General features: G+C 62.8%; 22 protein-coding genes. 17 read left to right on the forward strand and 5 right to left on the reverse strand.

Annotated features, from left to right (window positions below):
• Nucleotides 1-6: 6 nt before the first annotated feature.
• The gene (locus ASD07_RS11305) at nucleotides 7-1,209 is read right to left on the reverse strand and encodes an efflux RND transporter periplasmic adaptor subunit (RefSeq protein ID WP_055929569.1); all 1,203 of its coding nucleotides are present in this window, start codon (nucleotides 1,207-1,209) and stop codon (nucleotides 7-9) included.
• Between the two features lie 190 nt (nucleotides 1,210-1,399).
• On the opposite strand from ASD07_RS11305, the gene ASD07_RS11310 reads away from it, so the two are divergent.
• Nucleotides 1,400-3,829, forward strand: a complete 2,430-nt coding sequence (locus ASD07_RS11310; RefSeq protein ID WP_055929572.1) for a bifunctional diguanylate cyclase/phosphodiesterase — start codon at nucleotides 1,400-1,402, stop codon at nucleotides 3,827-3,829.
• Nucleotides 3,830-3,858: 29 nt separating this feature from the next.
• Here the strand turns inward: ASD07_RS11310 and ASD07_RS11315 are convergent, their stop codons facing one another.
• Nucleotides 3,859-4,818 carry an endonuclease/exonuclease/phosphatase family protein gene (locus ASD07_RS11315; protein WP_055929575.1) on the reverse strand — a complete coding sequence of 320 codons (960 nt, stop codon included), beginning with the start codon at nucleotides 4,816-4,818 and terminating at the stop codon, nucleotides 3,859-3,861.
• A gap of 38 nt (nucleotides 4,819-4,856) precedes the next feature.
• Here ASD07_RS11315 and ybaK point away from each other — a divergent pair, with 38 nt between their 5' ends.
• The 7 genes from ybaK to ASD07_RS11350 all read left to right on the forward strand — a co-directional run bounded on the left by ybaK (nucleotide 4,857) and on the right by ASD07_RS11350 (nucleotide 10,276).
• Complete coding sequence (gene ybaK / locus ASD07_RS11320) at nucleotides 4,857-5,348, forward strand: Cys-tRNA(Pro) deacylase (RefSeq protein WP_055929578.1); 492 nt, start codon at nucleotides 4,857-4,859, stop codon at nucleotides 5,346-5,348.
• Between the two features lie 88 nt (nucleotides 5,349-5,436).
• On the forward strand, nucleotides 5,437-6,060 hold the full coding sequence (gene plsY / locus ASD07_RS11325; protein ID WP_055929581.1) for a glycerol-3-phosphate 1-O-acyltransferase PlsY: 624 nt from the start codon (nucleotides 5,437-5,439) through the stop codon (nucleotides 6,058-6,060).
• Between the two features lie 6 nt (nucleotides 6,061-6,066).
• Nucleotides 6,067-6,717: a DsbA family oxidoreductase gene (locus ASD07_RS11330; protein ID WP_055929584.1), complete on the forward strand. Its 651-nt coding sequence runs from the start codon at nucleotides 6,067-6,069 to the stop codon at nucleotides 6,715-6,717.
• A 56-nt stretch (nucleotides 6,718-6,773) separates the two neighbouring features.
• Nucleotides 6,774-7,817 carry a sensor domain-containing diguanylate cyclase gene (locus ASD07_RS11335; RefSeq protein ID WP_055929587.1) on the forward strand — a complete coding sequence of 348 codons (1,044 nt, stop codon included), beginning with the start codon at nucleotides 6,774-6,776 and terminating at the stop codon, nucleotides 7,815-7,817.
• Between the two features lie 17 nt (nucleotides 7,818-7,834).
• Nucleotides 7,835-8,125 carry a DUF427 domain-containing protein gene (locus ASD07_RS11340; RefSeq protein ID WP_055929589.1) on the forward strand — a complete coding sequence of 97 codons (291 nt, stop codon included), beginning with the start codon at nucleotides 7,835-7,837 and terminating at the stop codon, nucleotides 8,123-8,125.
• 88 nt (nucleotides 8,126-8,213) lie between these two features.
• A complete protein-coding gene (locus ASD07_RS11345; RefSeq protein ID WP_055929591.1) occupies nucleotides 8,214-9,440 on the forward strand; it encodes a metal-dependent hydrolase in 1,227 nt (408 codons plus the stop codon).
• The gene (locus tag ASD07_RS11350) at nucleotides 9,437-10,276 is read left to right on the forward strand and encodes an ion transporter (protein WP_055929595.1); all 840 of its coding nucleotides are present in this window, start codon (nucleotides 9,437-9,439) and stop codon (nucleotides 10,274-10,276) included. Before ASD07_RS11345 ends, ASD07_RS11350 begins: the two co-directional genes overlap by 4 nt.
• Here the strand turns inward: ASD07_RS11350 and ASD07_RS11355 are convergent.
• The gene (locus ASD07_RS11355) at nucleotides 10,273-11,127 is read right to left on the reverse strand and encodes an oxidoreductase (RefSeq protein ID WP_055929598.1); all 855 of its coding nucleotides are present in this window, start codon (nucleotides 11,125-11,127) and stop codon (nucleotides 10,273-10,275) included. The two genes, ASD07_RS11350 and ASD07_RS11355, sit on opposite strands and share 4 nt — an antisense overlap.
• A 109-nt stretch (nucleotides 11,128-11,236) precedes the next feature.
• Between ASD07_RS11355 and ASD07_RS11360 the strand changes: the two genes are divergently transcribed.
• From ASD07_RS11360 to ASD07_RS30790, 6 genes are all read left to right on the forward strand, one after another.
• Nucleotides 11,237-12,136, forward strand: a complete 900-nt coding sequence (locus ASD07_RS11360) for a LysR family transcriptional regulator (protein WP_055929601.1) — start codon at nucleotides 11,237-11,239, stop codon at nucleotides 12,134-12,136.
• Nucleotides 12,118-13,026, forward strand: a complete 909-nt coding sequence (locus ASD07_RS11365) for a LysR family transcriptional regulator (protein WP_055929604.1) — start codon at nucleotides 12,118-12,120, stop codon at nucleotides 13,024-13,026. The genes ASD07_RS11360 and ASD07_RS11365 overlap by 19 nt, the downstream gene beginning before the upstream one ends.
• Nucleotides 13,027-13,142: 116 nt before the next feature.
• Complete coding sequence (locus tag ASD07_RS11370) at nucleotides 13,143-14,363, forward strand: CmpA/NrtA family ABC transporter substrate-binding protein (protein ID WP_055929607.1); 1,221 nt, start codon at nucleotides 13,143-13,145, stop codon at nucleotides 14,361-14,363.
• Between the two features lie 11 nt (nucleotides 14,364-14,374).
• Nucleotides 14,375-15,271: a nitrate ABC transporter permease gene (gene ntrB, locus ASD07_RS11375; protein ID WP_055929610.1), complete on the forward strand. Its 897-nt coding sequence runs from the start codon at nucleotides 14,375-14,377 to the stop codon at nucleotides 15,269-15,271.
• 1 nt (nucleotide 15,272) lies between these two features.
• Complete coding sequence (locus tag ASD07_RS11380; protein ID WP_055929613.1) at nucleotides 15,273-16,067, forward strand: ABC transporter ATP-binding protein; 795 nt, start codon at nucleotides 15,273-15,275, stop codon at nucleotides 16,065-16,067.
• Between the two features lie 68 nt (nucleotides 16,068-16,135).
• Nucleotides 16,136-16,306 carry a hypothetical protein gene (locus tag ASD07_RS30790; RefSeq protein ID WP_156397970.1) on the forward strand — a complete coding sequence of 57 codons (171 nt, stop codon included), beginning with the start codon at nucleotides 16,136-16,138 and terminating at the stop codon, nucleotides 16,304-16,306.
• On the opposite strand, the gene tsaD is transcribed toward ASD07_RS30790, so the two are convergent.
• Nucleotides 16,307-17,341: a tRNA (adenosine(37)-N6)-threonylcarbamoyltransferase complex transferase subunit TsaD gene (gene tsaD, locus ASD07_RS11385; RefSeq protein WP_055929616.1), complete on the reverse strand. Its 1,035-nt coding sequence runs from the start codon at nucleotides 17,339-17,341 to the stop codon at nucleotides 16,307-16,309.
• An 86-nt stretch (nucleotides 17,342-17,427) separates the two neighbouring features.
• Here tsaD and ASD07_RS11390 point away from each other — a divergent pair, with 86 nt between their 5' ends.
• Together ASD07_RS11390 and ASD07_RS11395 are read left to right on the forward strand one after the other, a co-directional pair.
• Nucleotides 17,428-18,057, forward strand: a complete 630-nt coding sequence (locus tag ASD07_RS11390) for a GntR family transcriptional regulator (RefSeq protein WP_055929619.1) — start codon at nucleotides 17,428-17,430, stop codon at nucleotides 18,055-18,057.
• Nucleotides 18,054-18,509 carry an OsmC family protein gene (locus ASD07_RS11395; protein ID WP_055929622.1) on the forward strand — a complete coding sequence of 152 codons (456 nt, stop codon included), beginning with the start codon at nucleotides 18,054-18,056 and terminating at the stop codon, nucleotides 18,507-18,509. The genes ASD07_RS11390 and ASD07_RS11395 overlap by 4 nt, the downstream gene beginning before the upstream one ends.
• Here ASD07_RS11395 and ASD07_RS11400 read toward each other — a convergent pair.
• Nucleotides 18,506-19,564, reverse strand: a complete 1,059-nt coding sequence (locus ASD07_RS11400; protein ID WP_055929625.1) for a 3-deoxy-7-phosphoheptulonate synthase — start codon at nucleotides 19,562-19,564, stop codon at nucleotides 18,506-18,508. The genes ASD07_RS11395 and ASD07_RS11400 overlap by 4 nt on opposite strands.
• 73 nt (nucleotides 19,565-19,637) lie before the next feature.
• Here ASD07_RS11400 and ybiB point away from each other — a divergent pair, with 73 nt between their 5' ends.
• Nucleotides 19,638-20,588 (forward strand): DNA-binding protein YbiB, encoded by a 951-nt coding sequence (gene ybiB, locus ASD07_RS11405; protein WP_055929628.1) that lies wholly within the window; start codon nucleotides 19,638-19,640, stop codon nucleotides 20,586-20,588.
• Nucleotides 20,589-20,594: the final 6 nt, after the last annotated feature.

Below are 20,594 nucleotides of genomic sequence, written 5' to 3' on the forward strand. Positions count from 1 at the left end.
CGCCCCTTAGCCTTTGGCCGCAGCCAGCATGGCCGGCTTGGCAGCGGGAGTGCTTACCGGCGTCGCCAGTTTCACCTTCGCACCCGGCTTCACGCCCTCCAGCTTGGAGATGATGACGTTGGCGCCCTTGTCCAGGCCTGCCGTAACTTCGGCCAGCCCCACATCTTCGCTGCGCAGGCCAAGGCTGACCGGCTGCGACACGACGATACCGTTCGATACCAGGTAGACCACCTGCTTGCCTGCTTCCTCGCGCAGTGCTGCCAGCGGCACCATCGGCGCTTCCTTGGTGCGTTCGGTGGTGATATTCCCTTTGGCGAACATGCCGCCGCGCAGTACGCTGTCGGCATTCGGCACCGAGATATACACCAGCATCGCGCGCGAGCCGGCCTCGGTGGTCGGGTTGATGCGCGCCACTTTGCCGCTGAATTCGCGTTTGGCGAAACCGTCGACGCGGAAGCTGACTTCCTGGCCGATCTTGACGCGCGGGATATCGGTGGTGGGCACTTGCGCCTCCAGCGTCAGTTCTTGCAGGCCGACGATGGTGTAGACAGGCATGTCAGGCGCGACTTTATCGCCCGCCTGAACATGACGTTTGGCGATGATGCCGCTGATCGGGGCGCGGATCACGCTGTCGTTCAGCGCGATGCGGGCCAGCTCGACCACGGCGGAAGCGGATTTGACGTTGGCATGCGCCAGCTCGACGGCATTGGCGGTGGTATCGAAGCTGGTCTGCGAGATGAATTTTTGCGACAGCAGCGCTTTTGCGTTGTATTCGTTTTTCTGGGCCATGGACAGCTTGGCCTGGGCTTCTTCCAGCATGGCTTGCTGCTGGGCCAGCCGCGCTTTCAGGTCGGCCTGGTCGAGGCGGGCCAGCACCTGGCCTTCCTGCACGGATACGCCTTCGCGCAGCGCAGCTTCCTGTACCTGCCCCGATACTTTCGACTTGATGGTGGCCTGGTTGACCGGGATTAGCGAACCCGACAGTGGAAGGCCGACCGACAAGGGCCGCGCATCAATGGCGGCAACGTCGGCGCCGGCCAGTTCGAGGACGGGCGCCGGTTTGGCGGCCCCGGCCTTGGGGTCCCCGGCCGGCTTGGCCTGCGATTTCATGACGGTCCAGCCGCCACCCGCCAGGCCCAGCACAAGCAGGCCGATCAGGGGAAGGCGCCAGCGTTTGGGGGACTTCAGGTGCACGGGTTGTGGGCTCATTATTATCTCTTCGTCAAAATTGTCCGCTGGCGCGGGTTGCGATGGTGTCACTGTAGGTTTTAACAAGTCCAGCGGCCACGGGAATGCGATAAAGCGCAAAATCGGCGACCTGAAATGCAAAAAGTGAGGGAGGAGCCGCACCTTTGATGGATCGCAAACGGGCGCCGCACAACGTGGCAACAATGGAGCTATGAGTACTCCTTCGCCTGCCGCGCCCGCCACGCCTGCGCATGCCGCGCTCGACCTGATCGCACGCATGGTGGCCGCGCTCGAGCTGACGCCATTGATGGCGGTATGCAGCTTCGGCCGTGATGGCGTAGTGCAATTCTGTAACCAGGCCTGTGCCGACATGCTGGGCATCGAAGCCTGCGAGGCGGTCGGCAAGCGTATGGCTGAGTTACGTTCGCATGGTGCACGGCAGGCGGAACACGATGCGCTGCTGGAAGAAATATGGCGCAACGGCCACTCCAGCCCGGCCGGCGACTGGCAGGTGCGTACTGGCGACGGCCGCGAGCTCTGGTTGTATTCGACCCATATCCCGGTCTGGCATGAGGGGCAACTGGCGCAGATCTTTTGCATGGAAGTCGACATCACGCAGCGGCACCGCGATTTCGATGCCTTGCAGGCGGCAGGCGAAAATTTCCACCATTTGTTCGAGCGCTCCAGCGACGCCATCCTGCTGCTACGCGACGGCGTGGTGGAAGAAGCCAACCCGGCGGCGGTCAGCCTGTTCAAGTGCGACGGGGCCGAGCGGCTGGTCGGGCGCGGCCTGCATGAGTTTTCGCCGATGCAGCAGCCGTCCGGCGTGCTGTCGGCCGAGGCCGAGGAGAGCATGGCTGCCGAGGCGCGACATGCGGGCAACGCACACGGTGAGTGGCACTATGTCGATTGCGAAGGCGGACTGTTCTGGGCCGAAGTACTGCTGACCGCGCTTTCCCTTGATGGCAGCAAGCTGTATTACGCGGTAGTGCGCGATATCTCTGAGCGCAAGCGGGCCGAGCGCAAGCTGCACCTGGCGGCCCAGGTTTTCGAGAACAGCCGGGATGCCATCGTGCTGACCGACCGCAGCCGGCGCGTGATTGCCCTTAACCGCGCCTTTACCGTGATTACCGGATTCGGGCCGCAGGACATGCTGGGCAAGCCGGTCAGCCTGTTCCGCTCTGGTGTGCACGACGAATCGTTCTATCGCGAAGTGTGGGCGCAGGTCGAGGCCGGCGACCACTGGGAAGGCGAGTTGTGGGGGCGGCGGCACGACGGCGGGCTATTCCCGTGCTGGACCAGTATCAGTTCGATACGCGACAGTGCAGGCCGCGTCAGCAACTATATGGGCATCGTGACCGATATCACCGAGCGCAAGAAATCCGAAGAACATACACGCCACCTGGCCGAACACGACTTCCTGACCGACTTGCCTAACAGGGTGCTGCTGCTGGACCGTTTGCGCCTGGCGCTGGCGGCGGCGCGCCGCAACCAGGCTTTGCTGGCGGTGCTGTTCGTTGACCTGGACCGGTTCAAGGTGGTCAACGACACGCTGGGGCATTCCGTGGGCGACCGCCTGCTGAAGGAAGTCGCCAGCCGGCTGGTGCATTGCGTGCGCGAGGCCGATACGGTGAGCCGGCAGGGCGGCGATGAATTCATCATCGTGCTGTCGGATGTGGCGGGTGCGCAGGGAGCTGCGCATGCCGCGGACTCTGTGCTACGCGCGCTGGAGCAGGAGTTCGTGTTCGGCGAACACATTGCCCATATTTCCGGCTCAATCGGGATCGCCATGTTCCCGGCCGATGGCGAGGAGATTGACACCCTGCTCAAGAATGCCGACATCGCCATGTACCACGCCAAGCAGGAAGGCCGCAACGGCTACCGCTTTTTCAGCGGCGAGATGAATGCGCGCATCGTCGAGCGCTCGGGGCTGGAGCAGGGCTTGCGGCGCGCATTGGCCGAGCTGCAGTTTGAGCTGGTGTTTGAGCCCGAGGTCGATATCCCCAGCGGCGCGGTGGTGGGAATGGAGGCGCTGCTGCGCTGGCGCCATCCCGAGCTGGGTGTGCTGCTGCCGGAGCGCTTTATCGATGTCGCCACGGAGGCGGGCTTGATGGTGGCCGTCGGCAATTGGGTGCTGCAGGAGGCCTGCCGCCAAGCACGCGGCTGGCAGGATGAGAGCCGCGAGCTGGTGGTGTCGGTCAACCTGGCGCCGGTGCAGTTTGTGCATAAAGACTTGCTCGATTGCGTAGCAAAGGCCTTGCGCTCGGCCGGATTGCCGCCGCGCCTGCTGGAACTGCAGCTCACTGAGGCGATGCTGATGCAAGGCGGCACGCAGACTGAAACCATACTGGGGAAATTGCGCGGCCTTGGAGTCCGGCTGTCGATCGACGACTTCGGCACCGGCTACTCGCGGCTGGGACAGTTGAAGGACAGCCCGATCGACAAGCTCAAGATCGCCCAATCCTTCTTCGAGCGGGGTACCGACGCCACCGCCATTCGCACCATCATCGCCATGGCGCGTAGCCTGGACATGACCGTTATTGCCGAGGGCGTCGAAACAGAAGCCCAGCTCCAGCTCTTGCGCGAGCTTGGCTGCGACCAATACCAGGGCCATCTGGCAAGCGCCGCTGACCCCGGTTAGAAAAAGTGGTGGTCACAAACTGTGACCGCCTAGCGCAGCCGCAGCCGCACCAGCACCTGGCCGTGGTCGGAAACTTCGGGACGCTCCTGGCGCAAGTGGTCGTTGAAGTAGCTGACATCCAGCACTTCGCCGATGGCGCGCGGCGAGGCCGGATTGAATTCTTCCGATACCAGCACGTGGTCGATGGTGGAGTAGTGGCCTTCATGGATGCTGGTGTAGGCCACATGCCGCAAATGGTCTTGCCGCTGCTGGATCTGGTTGGCGTCGTACATGCGGCCGCGCCGCTCGTCGCCAGGCATCATGCCGCCACCGTTGCCAAGCACGATGGTGGTGGTCACCGCGTCGGCCGTATCGTTGAAATCCCCCAGCACGATGCAAGGCCGGCGCGATTCGCGCATCATCTTGCTTAACAGGACCCGCAGCGCCACGGCTTCGGTCCCGCGCCATACCAGCGAACGCAGGCTGGCCATGGCCAGGTGCAGCGGGTCTTCCGAGGTATCGCCACTACGGTAATCGGGGCGGCGCGATTTCAAGTGCACCACGATGACATCCACCACCACTTCGTTGGGCAGCACAATCTGCGCGTGCAGCGGCGCCCGTGCGAAACGGTCCGACTCCGGCAAGCCCGATTCGGCCGGCACGCCCTCGGGGAAATTGGCGTAGACTTCCGGCGCCACGGCCAACGGCAGGCGCGACACCAGCGCCACATTGGGCGTCAGGCGGGAAGCGTGGGGATCGGGGTCGAAGCCGACATGCAGCGCATCGCGGTATTTGCGGGTGCGCGAGAGCACATCGCGCAAGGCTGCCTGGGAGAAGATTTCCTGGAAACCGATCACGTCGGCATCGAGATGGTCCAGTTGCTGTGCGGTCCATTCCGCCTTGGCCTCGTACTCCTGCTCCGTCAACGGCAGCAGGTTGTCGTACAGTTTCGCCCCTGGCGGAGCAAGGTTGCAGACATTGAAGGTGGCAAAGCGAATTTCTTGCTGCATAATGAGAAACTCCTCTCTTGGCACTAGCGTATCACGGCATGGCAAAAAAAGAGCACATTTCCGAAACTCCGGCGACGGCCTTACTGCGTAAGCATAAAGTCGCTTTTTCCGAGCATCCTTATGAGTACGAAGAACATGGCGGCACCTCCGTTTCTTCGCGCGAACTTGGCGTCGACGAACACGCCGTGGTGAAGACCCTGGTCATGCAGGACGAGGCGGCTAAGCCGCTGATCGTGCTGATGCACGGCGACTGCAAAGTCTCAACCAAAAACCTGGCGCGCAATATCGGCTGCAAAGCCGTCGAACCTTGCAAGCCGGAGGTGGCGCAGCGCCATTCCGGCTATATGGTGGGCGGCACGTCGCCGTTCGGCACCAGGAAGGCGATGCCGGTCTACGTTGAAGAGAGCATCCTCGGGCTGGAAACGATTTATATCAATGGCGGGCGCCGTGGCTTCCTGATTGGTATTAAACCAACAGTACTGACGGAAGTGCTGGCAGCCAGGCCAGTGCAATGCGCCTTGGCTGATTGATAAGATCAGCTGGCCGCCGTGCCGCCCGCGCTGGACGGTATGGTGTATAGTCGCTGCCGCATATAAAAACAACGAATCCTGGGGATTTATGATTACTTTGCTTCTGATTATTGCCGCTTACCTGATCGGCTCGATTTCTTTCGCCGTGGTGGTGAGCAAGTTCTACGGGCTTGACGACCCGCGCACCTATGGTTCCGGCAATCCCGGCGCCACCAACGTGCTGCGCAGCGGTAACAAGGGCGCGGCAATCTGGACCCTGATCGGCGATGCCTTCAAGGGTTGGCTGGCAGTCTTCCTGGTGGACCACTTCCAGCAGCAACTGGGCCTGGGCAGCCAGGCCGACCAGGCCATCGCCCTGGTGGCGATAGCCGTATTCGTTGGCCACCTGTGGCCGGTATTTTTCAAATTCGTCGGCGGCAAGGGCGTGGCGACCGCGCTGGGCGTGCTGCTGGCCCTGAATGTTTGGCTGGGCCTGGCAACGCTGGCGACCTGGCTGGTGGTGGCTTACGCTTTCCGCTATTCCTCGCTGGCAGCCCTGATCGCCTCCGTTTTTGCGCCGTTCTACTATGGCCTGCTGTTTGGCGCCGAGCCGCAGCTGGCTGCCGTGTTGGCAATGAGTGGTTTGCTGGTTTGGCGCCATGCCAAAAATATTGCTAACCTTATTGCTGGCAAAGAAAGCCGTATCGGCAGCAAAGCCAAGAAAAAGGCCTAGATAACCATGACTACTACCCCGATCCGCATCGACTTCGTCTCCGACGTTTCCTGTCCCTGGTGTGCGATCGGGCTGAACAGCCTGGAAGTGGCGCTGGGCCGGCTTGGCGACGGCGTGCAGGCACAGATCCATTTCCAACCCTTCGAGCTGAACCCGCACATGGTTCCGGAAGGGCAGGACATCACCGAGCACCTGCGCCAGAAATACGGCGCCAGCCCCGCCCAGCAAGAGCAAACCCGTGAAATGATCCGCCAGCGCGGCGCCGACGTCGGTTTCGACTTCGGCGTAGGTATGCGTAGCCGTATTTACAACACTTTTGATGCCCACCGCCTGCTGCATTGGGCTGGCGAGCAGGGCAGGCAGAAGGAACTGAAAAAGGCGCTGTTCGACGCCTATTTCACGCGCGGCCAGGACCCAAGCTCGCGCACCCTGCTGGTGCAGGTAGCCGGCAAGGTCGGCTTGGACGAGGCGGAAGCGGTGCAGGTATTGTCTTCTGGCCGCTATGCCCAGGAAGTGCGCGATATGGAGCACTTCTACCACCGCAACGGCATCCAATCGGTGCCAGCCGTTATCATCGACGAAAAACACCTCATTTCTGGTGGGCAACCACCTGAAGCGTTCGAGCGTGCGCTGCGGCAAATCATGGCGTCCAAATAGACTGTTATCTTGCTAACAACCTTGTTACACTTGGTATCGTAACAAGGGAGAAAGCATTGTCTGCCGCAGAAAAGATCATAAGGGCCCTGTACCCGAGGCAGTCGGACGACCACAACCGCCTGGCTGCGCTGTACCGCTACGACGCCCTGAACGCGCCCGCTGGCGAAGATTTCACCTTCCTGACCGAGCTTGCCGCCAGGGTTTGCGACGTTCCCTACGCCTTCATCACGCTGCTCGATGCGGAACGCGCCTTCGTCAAGTCTTTCGCCGGGTTGGCGCTGGGCGCCATGCCGCGCAGCCAGTGCTACTGCTCGCTGGCGGTGCTGGGCGGCGAGACCAGCGAGATCTGCGACCTGAGCAAGGATGCCCGTACGGCAGGCCTGCCGCTGACCATCGAAGCTCCTTTCATGCGCATGTACAGCAGCGTGCCGCTGGCGACCAGCGACGGCTACGCGATCGGCACCCTGAGCGTGATGGACAGCAAACCCGGCTGCCTGTCGACATCCCAGCGCGACCTATTGCGCAAGCTGGCGCGCCAGGTGATGGCCCTGTTCGAACTACGCGCCAATGAGCGGGCGCTCAAAACCTCGATGGATGAGCTGGAAACCCTGGCCACCACCGATGAGCTGACCGGGCTGCACAACCGCCGCTCGCTGATGAACCGGCTGAGCTTTGAAGTCGCCCGCACACGCCGCTTCCGCACCCCCTTATCGGCGGTAATGGTAGACGTCGACCACATCAAGAACGTTAACGATGAGTTCGGTCACCAGGCCGGCGACGAAGTGCTGGCCGTCATCGGGCGGCTGGTGCGCGAAAACGTGCGGGTAATCGATGTGGCTGGACGCTACGGCGGCGAAGAATTGTGTATCCTGTTGCCGAACACGCCGCTCGAAGGAGCGCGCAAGTTCGCAGAGACGTTGCGGTCGCGGATTGAAGCCCAGGTGCACGGCGCCGGGGCACGCACGGTAACGGTGACGGCCAGCCTTGGCGTCGGCTCCTTCAATCACATGGATATTGATGATGCCGAGATGCTGCTGAAGCAGGCTGAAGCCGCGCTGTACCGTGCCAAAGCCAATGGCCGCAACCGTGTAGAAGGTTGAACAGGACAGGAGTTTGCATGCCGAAGGCAATTTGGAATGGCGCCGTGATTGCGGAAGCCGATAGCAGCGAAGTCGAGATCGTCGAGCACAATATCTATTTCCCGCCATCGCGGGTCAAGCAGGACTATCTCCAGCCGAGCGAGCACACCACGCTGTGCCCGTGGAAAGGCGTGGCCAGCTACTACAACGTGGTGGTGGACGGCAAGGTGAATGCCAACGCCGCCTGGTACTACCCAACGCCGAAGGAAGCGGCCAACAACATCAAGGACCGCATCGCCTTCTGGCACGGCGTCGAGGTCCAGCATTAATGGTTGAAAGTCGGGGTCAGCTCCGGCAATCGGACATTCGCGTAGCGAATGTCCGATTGCCGGAGCTGACCCCGACTTTCATTTAGGTATGGATAACATCACTCATTCCGTTGTCGGCCTCGGTGTCGGCGAATTGATCCAGCGCTCACTGCCCGTGGAGGCTGAGCCGGCGCGGCATAAGACGCGCCATCGCTTGCTGCTGACAGCCTGCGCGCTTGCCAGCAATTTCCCCGACCTTGACCTGTTTTTCACCCGGCTGGCGCCGGCGCCGCTGGGCTATTTGCTGCACCACCGGGGACATACGCACACTTTGCTGTACCTGCTGCCGCAGGCATTGCTGCTGTTCGCCCTGTTGTGGACCTTGTGGCCGAATGCGCGGGCGTTGCTGCGGGAGAGCCGCGCCGCACGGCGTGGGCTTTTGCTGGCGCTGGCGGCGGGTTTCCTGCTGCACCTCGGCATGGACTTCATGAACAACTACGGCGTCCATCCGTTCTATCCGTTCAGCGGAACCTGGTATTTCGGCGATATGGTCTACATCATCGAGCCGGTGTTCTGGGTCGCCTTCGGGGTGCCGCTGGCGATGGCGGCGCCTTCGCGGCGGATGCGCATCGTGCTGCTGGCGGTGCTGCCGGTAGTGCTGCTGTATGTGACGATGCATGGCTACCTTGGCTGGGCTTCGTTCGCGGCGCTGGTGGCGCTGGGCGGGGCGGTGGCGGCGCTGCGCTTCATGCATATGCACAGCCGGCGCGCACTCCTGCTGGCGCTTGGCGTGGCGCTGGCGTTTGTCGGCGTCCAGGCGTCGGCGTCGTTCAAGGCGCGCCAGGCGGTGACGGCGGCGCTGGTGCTGCAAGACCCGCAGGCGCGCGTGCTGGATGTGGCGCTGACTGCTTTCCCGTCGCAACCATTGTGCTGGAGCTTCACTTCGATTGAATCGGACGGGAAAGCTTATCAGCTGCGGCGTGGGCATCTGAGTCTTGCGCCTTCGCTGCTGCCGCCGCGCGCATGCCCTGCGGCGCTGACGGCCGACGCGGCGCAGGAAATGGCCGGTACCGTGCCGGGGGTGCTGGTTTCCGGCTCGTGGCAAGGCGATGTGGCTGCCTTGCGTGCGCGTGCGGCCGCCGATTGCCAGCTTGCGGCCTGGCTGCGCTTCGCGCGCATGCCGGCGGTGGATGCGGCGCAGGCCAGCGACCTGCGTTTCGCCACCACGCCGCGCGGCAACTTCACCACGCTGCTGCTGGCAGCGCAGCCGGAATGCCCGTTCGGCGTGCCGGCCTGGGGCATGCCGCGCTCTGATTTGCTGGGAAGCGTGCAATGAAGACCTACGACCCGCACCAGCGCTTCGGCCGGCCGCAAGGCGGCTGGCGCGAAAAGCTGTATGCCGTGATCTTCGAGTCCGATACGCGGGCCGGCATGATCTTCGACCTGGCGCTGATCGGCGCCATCCTGCTTAGCGTGACGACGGTGGTGCTGGCCAGCGTGTCAGGGGTGGCGCGCGACTATGGCGATTGGCTGTTCGCGGCAGAGTGGTTCTTTACCGCGCTGTTTACTATCGAATACGCCTGCCGCCTGCTGTGCGTGCGGCACCCGCTGCGCTACGCACGCAGCTTCTTCGGCATGATCGATTTGCTGGCGGTACTGCCAAGCTATATGTCGCTGATCCTGCCGGGAGCGCATGTGCTGCTCAATGTGCGGATCCTGCGCTTGCTGCGCATGTTCCGTATCCTCAAGCTCACGCTCTACATCGAGGAATATGGGATGCTGGGCCGTGCCTTGCTGGCCAGCCGGCGCAAGATCCTGATCTTCCTGTCGGTGGTGTTCATGATCGTGTTCCTGCTGGGGACCGTCATGTACGTGGTGGAAGGGCCGGCGCATGGTTTCACCAGCATCCCGACTTCCGTCTACTGGGCGATTTCCGCCGTGACCACGGTGGGCTTTGGCGACCTGGTGCCGAAGACGGACCTGGGGCGTGCCATCGCTTCGGTCATGATGCTGCTTGGGTGGGGCATTCTCGCGGTTCCGACCGGTATCATCAGCGCGGAAATCAGCCAGCAGCGCCGTTCGAACCGTACTTGCGCCGGCTGCCTGGCCGCAGACCATGAGCAGTCGGCGCGTTTCTGCAAGAGCTGCGGGAGCCGGTTCCCCGCGATTTAAGCGGCCTGCTTGACCGGTTGCTCGAAGTCGGTCGACAGCGCCAGCTCCTTCCATTGCGCCAGCTCCTGCTCCACCTGCCGGTGTTTGGCGTAGGCGCGGGCAACGGCGTCGCTGCCCAGCTGCAGGCGCAGTGGCGGCTGCCCGGCATCGGCCAGTTTCAGCAAGGCTTGCGACAGCCTCGCCGGATCGCCGGGCTGGGCATGATTGGCGCCGGCGGCGAAGGTGCGCATGGCGCCGACCGTGTCCTGGTATTCTTCAATGCGAACCGCAGTCTCGACCAGCGACGTGGCGTCGAGGAAGTCGGTGCGGAAGAAGCCCGGCTCCACGACAGTGACGTGCACGCCCAGCGGGGCCAGTTCCTGCGCCATCGCTTCGCTCAAGCCTTCCACCGCAAATTTGGTGGAGCCGTAGACGCCCCAGCCGTAATAAGCCTGGTAGCCGCCCAGCGAAGAAATATTGAGCACACGGCCGCTGCGCTGCTGGCGCATGACCGGCAGCACGGCGCGGCTCACGTTCAGCAGGCCAAAGACGTTGGTCTCGTAGTTGCGGCGCACTTCTTCAGCCGAAGTCTCTTCAACGGCGCCGAGGATGCCGTAGCCGGCATTATTCACCAGCACGTCGATGCGGCCGAAGCGTTCGATTGCGGCCTGGGTGGCGACGACGGCAGCGGCTTCCTTGGTGACGTCCAGCTGCACCGGCAGCAGCTTGGGATGAACGCCCAGGGCGTCGACGATCGCTTGCGGGTTGCGGGCTGCAGCTACGACGGAATCGCCACGCTCCAGGGCGTCGCGGGCAATCAGCAGGCCGAAGCCGCGGGAGGCACCAGTGATGAACCAGACTTTGTTTGCCATGATATTGCTCCTTCAATCGGGTGGGTTGGTGAAGGGAATATTAGGCCTCGGGAAGCTGCTACACTAGATACGGTAAAGGTGATTGATCTTCAACCAGTAGTTGTGAATCATGGATAAGGCCCACGTCATCACACTGTTCATCGGCGTCGTGCACGCCGGCAGCTTCAGCCAGGCAGCGGTAGATGCCGGCTTGTCCGCGCAGGCGGTCAGCAAGGCGATTCGCCAGCTGGAGGAATACCTCGGTGTGCGCCTGTTCCACCGCACCACGCGCAGCCTGAGCCTGACCGACGAGGGCCAGCGCCTGTTCGAACTGGCCAACCCCGGCCTGCGCCTGCTGGACGAGGCGCTGGACCATGTGCAGAACAGCCGCGAGGCGGTCGACGGCATGATCCGCGTCGCCGCGCCTACCTCGCTGGGCACGGTGATGCTGGCGCCGCTGCTGCGCGAGTTCCAGGAGCTGTATCCGAGCGCCCATTTCGACATGCTGTTCGATGACCACTTCACCGATTTGATCGAATCGAAGATCGACGTCGGCTTCCGTGCGGGTAATCCGCCTGAGCGCAACCTGGTCGCGCGCCAGCTGGGCAGAATTCCGCTGTATATCTGCGCCTCGCGCGGCTACATTGAGCGTCACGGCGCGCCGCGCACGGTGGAGGAGCTGCAGCAGCACCGCTGCACCGGCTTCCGCCAGCCGAACACGGGCCGCGTCATTCCGTGGGAGATGAAAGGGCAGGGCGGAACGGTTTATCAGGATGTGCCGTGCGTGGCGACCTTCAACACGGCGGAAGGCGAGGTGGAGGCGGTACGCGCCGGCGTCGGCATCGGGCAGCTGGCGTTGTATATGGTGGAGCGCGACCTGGCAGAGGGACGGCTGGTGCACCTGCTGCCGACCCACGTGACGGCGAATGCGGCTGTTTACATGTACTATCCGCAGCGCAGCCGCATGCCGATGCGCGTGCGGCACTTTATCGACTTCATGATGAAACGCAAATGGACCGCCTTTACCTGATGACTGTCTACGTGGCCGTGGCCGAGGAGCAGGGCTTCGCGTCAGGCGCGCGCCGCCTGGGCCTGTCGCCGCCTGCCGTCACGCGCGCGGTGGCGGCGCTGGAGGAAAGGCTGGGCGTAAGGCTGCTGGACCGTACCACGCGCCACGTGCGGGTGACGGAAGCGGGCCAGCGCTACCTGGACGATGCGCGCCGCATCATCGCGGAAGTCGATGAAGCCGACGATGCGGTGGCGGGTATCAACGCCGCGCCGCGCGGCCACCTGACCGTCACCGCGCCGGTGCTGTTCGGCCGCATCTACGTCGTGCCCGGCATCGTCGACTACCTGCAGCGCTATCCTGCGATGGATGTTTCCACTGTCTTTGTCGACCGCGTGACCAACCTGCTGGAGGAGGGCATCGACGTCGGCATCCGCATCGGCGAGCTGCCCGACTCGAGCATGCGTGCGATTCCCGTCGGGCAGGTGCGGCGCATGATCATCGCCTCGCCTTCCTATATAGCGAAGCATGGCGCGCCGGCCACGCCGCAGGAACTGGAGCAACACACCGTTGTCGCTTCATCCGGCTCCAGCGTGCCGCCGGACTGGCGCTTCCAGCATGGCGGCAGCACGCAATCGCTGCGGGTCAAGCCGCGCCTGGGCGTGAATAACAATGACTCGGCTATCGAGGCGGTGCGCAGCGGTTTCGGCATCGCCCGCCTGCTGTCCTACCAGGCGGCCGCCTTGCTCGATGCCGGAGAACTGGTGGAGGTGCTGCAGGACTACGCCACGCCGGCCGTGCCGATCCATATCATCCACCGCGACAGCCGCCAGGGTTCAACCCGCATTCGCAGCTTCGTGGACCTGATGGCCGAGCGCCTGCGCACCGATCCGAGGCTCCAACCGGTGCGCTGACAGCGCTAAATTGGTGCGGCGCACAAACGCAGTGCTTGATTTTCACCGGCATCGCCCCGGAAGCGGGGTGGCACGGCGCTTGCAATATCCCCATTATTTACTCACCGGGGATAGAGATGGATCGCACGTTCAGCCTTACCCGCCGTCGCCTGCTTGCTGCGGGCGCTGCGACAGCCTTATCGAATTACGCCTGGGCTGCAGGCTCCGACAAGCCGGAAAAAGAAGAAGTCAAAGTCGGCTTCATTCCCCTCACTGATTGCGCCTCGGTCGTGATGGCGTCCTTGCTGGGCTTCGACAAGAAGTACGGCATCAAGATCGTGTTGAGCAAAGAGGCCTCATGGCCCGCCGTGCGCGACAAGCTGGTGAACGGTGAGCTCGATGCTGCACATGTGCTGTATGGCCTGGTGTACGGCGTGCACCTTGGCGCCGGCGGCGCGAAGAAAGACATGGCCGTGCTGATGAACCTCAATCACAACGGCCAGGCGATCACGCTGTCGAAGAAGCTTTCCGACAAAGGGGCGGTCGACGGCGTGTCGCTGGCAAAGCTGATGCGCGCCGAGCCGCGCGAATACACCTTCGCCCAGACTTTCCCAACCGGTACGCATGCAATGTGGCTGTATTACTGGCTCGCTTCATACGGCATCAATCCGATGCAGGACGCGAAGATGATCACCGTGCCGCCGCCGCAAATGGTAGCGAATATGCGGATCGGGAATATGGACGGTTTCTGCGTGGGTGAGCCGTGGAACCACCGCGCGATCGTGGACGGCATCGGCATCACGGCGGTCACTACGCAGGATATCTGGCGCGACCATCCGGAGAAGGTGCTCGGTACCAGCGCGGAGTGGGTGAAGAAGTATCCGAACACCGCACGCGCACTGGTCGCAGCGGTGCTGGAAGCGGGGCGCTGGATCGATGCATCCCTGTCGAACAAGGTGAGGATGGCCGAAGCCATTGCCGACAAATCCTACGTCAACACCACGGTCGACGTGATCGGCCAGCGCATCATGGGGCGCTACCAGAATGGGCTTGGCAAGGTCTGGGATGATCCGAACTACATGAAGTTCTTCAATGACGGCGCGGTGAATTTCCCTTACCTGAGCGACGGCATGTGGTTCCTGACGCAGCAGAAACGCTGGGGCTTGCTGAAGTCGGAGCCTGATTACCTGGCCGTTGCGACGCAGGTCAACCAGATTGAGGTCTACAAGGATGCGGCAAGCATGGCGAAGGTGAATGTGCCGAAGTCGCCGCTGCGTAGCGTGAAGATGGTCGACGGCGCACTTTGGGACGGCAAGAATCCCAAGGCGTATGCCGACTCGTTCAAGATCAAGGTGTGAAGGGAGGGCATATGAATGCAGTCTACGAATCGATAGAGGGCATAGGCGCGGCCACAGCCGCGGACGCAGCGCCTGCACCGTCGCGCCGCGCACGCCTGGCAGCGAAGGGAGTACGCCTGGCGCCGGAGGGCGGGCGGCTGCGGCCCTTCGTCATGAAGGTGCTGCCGCCGCTGCTTGGCCTGTCGCTGCTGCTGCTGGCCTGGCAAATCCTGGCAGTACGAAATGCAGGGTTTCCAACGCCGCTGGAAACCTGGCATGAGGCGGTGAAGCTGTTTGCCGATCCGTTCTACCGCAAGGGCCCGAACGACCAGGGCATAGGTTGGAATATCCTTGCGTCGCTGCGCCGGGTGGCGCTTGGCTTTGGCCTGGCGGCGCTGGTCGGCATTCCGCTAGGCTTCCTGATCGGCCGCTTCTCCTTTGTGTATGGCATGTTCAGCCCTTTAATCAGCCTGCTGAAGCCCGTGTCGCCGCTGGCCTGGCTGCCGATTGGGCTGCTGGTCTTCAAGGCCGCCGATCCGGCCGCGATCTGGGCCATCTTCATCTGCTCGATCTGGCCGATGATCGTCAACACAGCTGTTGGTGTGCAGCGCGTGCCGCAGGATTACCTGAACGTGGCACGTGTGCTGGACTTGTCCGAGTGGAAGGTGGTGACCAGGATCCTGCTGCCTTCCGTGTTGCCCTACATGCTGACCGGCGTGCGGCTGGCGATCGGTACCGCATGGCTGGTGATCGTCGCCGCTGAAATGCTGACCGGCGGAGTTGGCATTGGCTTCTGGGTATGGGATGAATGGAACAACATGAATGTGCCGCACATCCTGATCGCCATTGGCGTGATCGGCATGGTCGGCCTGCTGCTGGAACTGGCGCTGGTCGCGCTGGCCAAAGCCTTCAGCTATGAGGAGAAATGAGATGGCGTCGAAATTCATCGATATCAGCAGGGTCGATATGCGCTTCGGCCAATTCCACGCGCTGAGCGACATCAACCTGGCGGTGGAACAGGGCGAATTCATCACCCTGATCGGCCATTCCGGCTGCGGCAAATCGACACTGCTCAACCTGATCGCGGGCCTGAACTTGCCAAGCAGCGGCGTGCTGGTTTGCAGCGGGCGTGAAATCGCCGGGCCGGGACCGGAACGCGCGGTAGTGTTCCAGAACCATTCACTGCTGCCTTGGCTGACCTGCTTCGAGAACATCTACCTGGCGGTGGAGCGCGTATTCGGCGGCAAAGAGTTGCGCGCGCAGCTGGACGAACGCACCTGGAAAGCGTTGGAGCTGGTCGGGTTGGCGGCGGCCGGCGGCAAGCGGCCCACCGAAATTTCGGGCGGCATGAAGCAGCGCGTTGGCATCGCCCGGGCGCTGTCGATGGAGCCGAAAGTGCTGCTGATGGACGAACCGTTCGGCGCCCTCGACGCCCTGACGCGCGCCCACCTGCAGGATGAATTGATGCGCATCGTTGCCGCTACCGGTGCCACGGTGGTGATGGTCACGCATGACGTGGATGAGGCGGTGTTGCTGTCCGACCGCATTGTCATGATGACAAATGGTCCAGCTGCCACGATCGGCGGTATTGTTAAAGTAAGGCTGGAGCGCCCGCGCGACAGGCTAGCCCTGGCCCAGGATGCGCTTTACCTCGACTACCGGACCAGCGTACTGGAGTTCCTCTACCAGCGGCAAGGACGCCCGGCACAACGTTTTGCTGCATAGCAATGTACAAAAGTGTGGCAGCAGGACGGCTCTGCTGCTACATTTGTGGTCTATACAAATGGAGACGCATGATGAGTACCGAAGTACAGCAGCACGAAGTTATCAAAGAAGCAAAGCGGGATGAAAAGCCGAACCGCCACGAACTGGTACGCCAGCAGATGAACCACACCGGCCTGCGTACCGGTATTGCAGCCGGCCTGCTGGCCCTGGTGGGCCTGAGCGCCTGGCTGCTCGCCTGATCAAATAACCCGCAGTTCGTCCAGCGGCCAACGCGGACGGACATTGAAGGAATAATCCCGCTGCGCCGCCTGCGGATTGATCTGCAGGCGCATGGCGCCGGCGAAGGCAATCATTGCCCCGTTATCGGTGCAGAATTCCAGTTCCGGGTAGTAGACCTTGAAGTGCTTCTTTTTGGCTGCCGCGTTCAGCGATGCGCGCAGCTGCGCGTTCGCACCGACGCCACCGGCAATCACCAGGCGTTTCAGGCCGGTCTGCTTTAGCGCGGACAGGCATTTGGCCGTCAGCACATCCACGATCGCATCCACGAAACCGCGCGCGATGTTTGCCTTGTCCTGCTCGCAGACATTGGCAGCGCCGCCGCTGTTGTTCACTACCGTCAGCACTGCTGTCTTCAGGCCCGAGAACGAGAACATCAGGTCCTTCGAGTGCAGCATGGGACGCGGCAGCTTGTAGGCTTCCGGATCGCCGAATTCGGCCATGCGCGAAATGGCCGGGCCGCCGGGGTAGCCCAGACCGAGCAGCTTGGCCGATTTATCGAATGCTTCACCAGCCGCATCATCCAGAGTTTCACCCAGCAGTTCGTACTGGCCGACGCCGTCTACGCGCATCAGCTGCGTATGGCCGCCGGAAACCAGCAGCGCGACGAAAGGGAATTCCGGCGGCTCGCTGGCCAGCAGCGGCGACAGCAGGTGGCCTTCCAGGTGGTGCACGCCCAGTACCGGCTTATCCAGCGCCAGGCCCAGGGAGCAGGCGATGGCGGAACCAACCAGCAGGGCGCCGGCCAGGCCCGGCCCTTGCGTGTAGGCGATGGCGTCGATGTCCTGGGCGGCCATTCCAGCCTTGGACAGCGCCTGCTCCAACAGCGGAATCGCGCGGCGGATGTGGTCGCGCGAGGCCAGTTCCGGCACCACGCCACCGTATTCCTCATGCATCGCTACCTGCGAGTGCAGGGCGTGCGACAACAGGCCGCGCTGCGTGTCATACAGGGCCAGGCCGGTTTCGTCACAAGAGGATTCAACGCCGAGAACGATCATTGGAGTGCACAAAGGGTAAAAGCAATCCGCCATTGTAATTGAAAGCCAGCTTGCGATGATTGGTATACGTGTATACAATTGATTGCATGAAGACACCTCCACCCCGTGCGCACGGCGGTCCGGCCATCCTGGCGGCCCTGCGCGGCGCCATCAGCAACGGCGAACTGGCGCCCGGCGCCGTGCTGCGCCAGGCCGAACTGGCCGAACAATTCGGCACCAGCCGTATCCCCGTGCGCGAAGCGCTCAATTCCCTGCAGGCGGAAGGCCTGGTGCAGATCGAGCCGAATCGCGGCGCCTTCGTGACCACCTTGAGCGCCGAAGAACTGCGTGAGCTGTTCGACCTGCGCGTGCTGCTGGAGACCGAGGTGCTGCGGCGCGCGGTGCCCTTGCATTCGGAGCGCAGCCTGCGCCGGCTGGAGGCGATCCAGCACGAACTGGATGGCGAGACTGTGCCGCTGGAATGGCTGCGGCTCGACCGCGCCTTCCATGACGAACTGTATGCGCCAAGCGCGAGGCCGCGCAGCTTGCAGCTGGTGGGCAGCTTGCGGTCTTCGGTGGAGCGCTTTTACCTGGCGCGCCTGGGGCCGGAGGCGCGCCGTCCGGAATGGAACGATGAGCACCAACGCCTGATCGCGCTGGTGAGGGCAGGTGATGCTGAGGGCGCGTGCGCCATGCTGGCCGCGCACCTGCGCGAAACTGAAAGGAGCATGACTTGAGCATTCATACCGCGGAAGTTGCGTGGCATCGGCACGACGCCAAATTCACCGATAACCGGTACAGCCGCCTGCATAAATGGACGTTTGACGGCGGCATGGTAGTGCCCGGATCGTCGTCGCCGCATGTGGTGAGGGTGCCGCTGTCAGATCCTTCTGCGGTGGATCCGGAGGAGGCATATGTGGCTTCGCTATCGAGCTGCCATATGCTGTGGTTCCTGAGCCTGGCGGCGCGCGACGGGTATGTGGTCGACAGCTACGTCGATGCGGCGGAAGGGAAGATGGAAGATGGCTGGATCAGCGTGGTGACGCTGAAGCCGCTGGTCGCCTTCTCGGGCGAGAAGGCGCCGACGGATGCGGAGCTGGAGCGCCTGCACCACGAAGCACATGGAGCGTGCTTCCTGGCGCGTTCGGTCAAGTCCGAGATGAAGGTTGAAGGCAGCTGGCGCTATTAAGGACGGGCACGCAGTTCGCGGTCAGCCTCTTTCAGCACGCGAACCGTGGTCTCCCAGTCGATGCAGGCGTCGGTCACCGAGCAGCCGTATTTGAGTTCCGACAGGTCCGCCGGAATCTTCTGGTTGCCCGCCACAATGTTCGACTCGATCATCACGCCGACGACGGATTCATTGCCGTGCACGATCTGGTTGACCACATCGGTCATCACCAGCGGCTGCAGTTCCGGCTTCTTGTACGAATTGGCGTGCGAGCAGTCGATCACGATATTGGCCGGCAGCTTGGCCTTCTGCAGCGACTGTTCCGCGATTGCCACCGACACGGAATCATAGTTAGGCCGGCCGTCGCCCCCGCGCAGCACCACGTGGCCATGCGGATTGCCCCGCGTGCGCACGACGGACACATTACCCTGGCTGTTAATGCCCAGGAAGGCGTGCGGATTCGCCGCCGACAGGATGGCGTTGATCGCAATGCCGATATCGCCGTCGGTGCCGTTCTTGAACCCGACAGGAGTCGACAGGCCCGACGACATTTCGCGGTGGGTCTGCGATTCGGTGGTGCGGGCGCCGATGGCGGTCCAGGCGATCAGGTCGCCCAGGTATTGCGGCGAGATCGGGTCCAGCGCCTCGGTGGCGGTTGGCAGGCCCAGTTCGCAGACGTCCAGCAGGAATTGGCGCGCTTTCAGCATGCCCTCGTCGACGCGGAACGAGTCGTCCATATACGGATCGTTGATATAGCCCTTCCAGCCGGTGGTGGTGCGCGGCTTTTCGAAATACACGCGCATTACCAGCAGCATGGTGTCCTTGACTTCTTCCTGCAGCGCTTTCAGGCGGCGCGCATAGTCCAGGCCCGCGACAGGGTCATGGATGGAGCAAGGACCGACGACGACGAACAGGCGCTTGTCCTTGCGCTCCAGGATGGCGCGCAGGTCGGCGCGGCCCTTGGTGACGGTGTCGGAGGCCTTGTCGGTCAGCGGCAGTTTCGCATGCAGCTCCTCAGGGGTGGGCATGGATGCGAACGAGGTAACGTTAATGTTTTCAAGGTTTTGGGCGATCATGATCAGTCTGCTTTTCACTGTGTTTTTTCTTGGGGGATCTAACAGTGTAGCCGAAATGCCGTAAACTGGCTGAATGACGACTAAACAACCTTTCCAGGCCGCTCCGTACATCAAGGAAATCGGCCGGGGCGCGAAGGGCGCCCGCAGCATGGAGCGCGAACAGGCGCGCGAATTGTGGGGCGCGATTCTTGATGGGCGCGTATCGGACCTGGAGCTGGGCGGCATCTTGCTGTCGATGCGTATCAAGGGCGAATCGGTGGAAGAGCTGGAAGGCTTCCTGGAAGCTTCGGAAGCCTCGTTCCACAAGCTGTCTGCGCCGGCCGGCGAGTTTGCACCGGTGGTCATTCCCAGCTATAACGGCGCGCGCAAGATGGCCAACCTGACGGCCTTGCTGGCGCTGCTGCTGGCGCGCGAAGGCGTACCGGTGCTGGTGCACGGCGTGGCACATGACGTGGGGCGCGTCGCCACGGCCGAAGTATTTGAGGCGCTCGGCGTGCACGCCTCGCCCGACCATGCGGCGGCTGAAGCTGCGCTGGCGAATGGCCGCGTGGCCTTCATCACCATCGATGCACTGGCGCCGCGGCTGGCGTGGATGCTGTCGCTGCGCCGCATCCTCGGCGTGCGCAACTCGACGCATACGCTGGTGAAGATCGTGCAGCCGTTTGCAGGGGCCGCGCTGCGGCTGGTGTCCTATACCCACCCGGAGTACCTGGAATCGCTGGGTGAATTCTTCACGCTGAACAAAGGCCACGCCTTCCTGATGCGCGGCACGGAAGGCGAGACTGTCGCCAATGCCAACAAGGCGCAGAAGATCGACTGGTTCCACGGCGGCGAGCGCACGGTGCTGGTCGAGAAGCAGACCCTGGTGGAAAAGCTGCCCGAGCTGCCCGAAGATAAGAGCGCGGAGTCCACTGCCGCCTGGATCCAGGCCGTGCTGCGCGGCGAGATTCCGGTGCCGGATTCGATCGCTCAGCAAGTCGCCCACTGTAAAGATGTAGCCCGCCATTTGCTTCGCGTAAAATAGGAGGTT

This window comes from Duganella sp. Root336D2, assembly GCF_001425005.1.
Taxonomy (GTDB): domain Bacteria; phylum Pseudomonadota; class Gammaproteobacteria; order Burkholderiales; family Burkholderiaceae_D; genus Rugamonas.

Excerpts from the sequence above, each read along its gene's own strand:
- ASD07_RS11305 (WP_055929569.1), bottom strand. The coding sequence starts at position 1,209 with ATGAGCCCACAACCCGTGCACCTGAAGTCCCCCAAACGCTGGCGCCTT.
- ASD07_RS11310 (WP_055929572.1), top strand. The coding sequence starts at position 1,400 with ATGAGTACTCCTTCGCCTGCCGCGCCCGCCACGCCTGCGCATGCCGCG.
- ASD07_RS11315 (WP_055929575.1), bottom strand. The coding sequence starts at position 4,818 with ATGCAGCAAGAAATTCGCTTTGCCACCTTCAATGTCTGCAACCTTGCT.
- ybaK (WP_055929578.1), top strand. The coding sequence starts at position 4,857 with ATGGCAAAAAAAGAGCACATTTCCGAAACTCCGGCGACGGCCTTACTG.
- plsY (WP_055929581.1), top strand. The coding sequence starts at position 5,437 with ATGATTACTTTGCTTCTGATTATTGCCGCTTACCTGATCGGCTCGATT.
- ASD07_RS11330 (WP_055929584.1), top strand. The coding sequence starts at position 6,067 with ATGACTACTACCCCGATCCGCATCGACTTCGTCTCCGACGTTTCCTGT.
- ASD07_RS11340 (WP_055929589.1), top strand. The coding sequence starts at position 7,835 with ATGCCGAAGGCAATTTGGAATGGCGCCGTGATTGCGGAAGCCGATAGC.
- ASD07_RS11345 (WP_055929591.1), top strand. The coding sequence starts at position 8,214 with ATGGATAACATCACTCATTCCGTTGTCGGCCTCGGTGTCGGCGAATTG.
- ASD07_RS11350 (WP_055929595.1), top strand. The coding sequence starts at position 9,437 with ATGAAGACCTACGACCCGCACCAGCGCTTCGGCCGGCCGCAAGGCGGC.
- ASD07_RS11355 (WP_055929598.1), bottom strand. The coding sequence starts at position 11,127 with ATGGCAAACAAAGTCTGGTTCATCACTGGTGCCTCCCGCGGCTTCGGC.
- ASD07_RS11360 (WP_055929601.1), top strand. The coding sequence starts at position 11,237 with ATGGATAAGGCCCACGTCATCACACTGTTCATCGGCGTCGTGCACGCC.
- ASD07_RS11365 (WP_055929604.1), top strand. The coding sequence starts at position 12,118 with ATGGACCGCCTTTACCTGATGACTGTCTACGTGGCCGTGGCCGAGGAG.
- ASD07_RS11370 (WP_055929607.1), top strand. The coding sequence starts at position 13,143 with ATGGATCGCACGTTCAGCCTTACCCGCCGTCGCCTGCTTGCTGCGGGC.
- ntrB (WP_055929610.1), top strand. The coding sequence starts at position 14,375 with ATGAATGCAGTCTACGAATCGATAGAGGGCATAGGCGCGGCCACAGCC.
- ASD07_RS11380 (WP_055929613.1), top strand. The coding sequence starts at position 15,273 with ATGGCGTCGAAATTCATCGATATCAGCAGGGTCGATATGCGCTTCGGC.
- ASD07_RS30790 (WP_156397970.1), top strand. The coding sequence starts at position 16,136 with ATGATGAGTACCGAAGTACAGCAGCACGAAGTTATCAAAGAAGCAAAG.
- tsaD (WP_055929616.1), bottom strand. The coding sequence starts at position 17,341 with ATGATCGTTCTCGGCGTTGAATCCTCTTGTGACGAAACCGGCCTGGCC.
- ASD07_RS11390 (WP_055929619.1), top strand. The coding sequence starts at position 17,428 with ATGAAGACACCTCCACCCCGTGCGCACGGCGGTCCGGCCATCCTGGCG.
- ASD07_RS11400 (WP_055929625.1), bottom strand. The coding sequence starts at position 19,564 with ATGATCGCCCAAAACCTTGAAAACATTAACGTTACCTCGTTCGCATCC.
- ybiB (WP_055929628.1), top strand. The coding sequence starts at position 19,638 with ATGACGACTAAACAACCTTTCCAGGCCGCTCCGTACATCAAGGAAATC.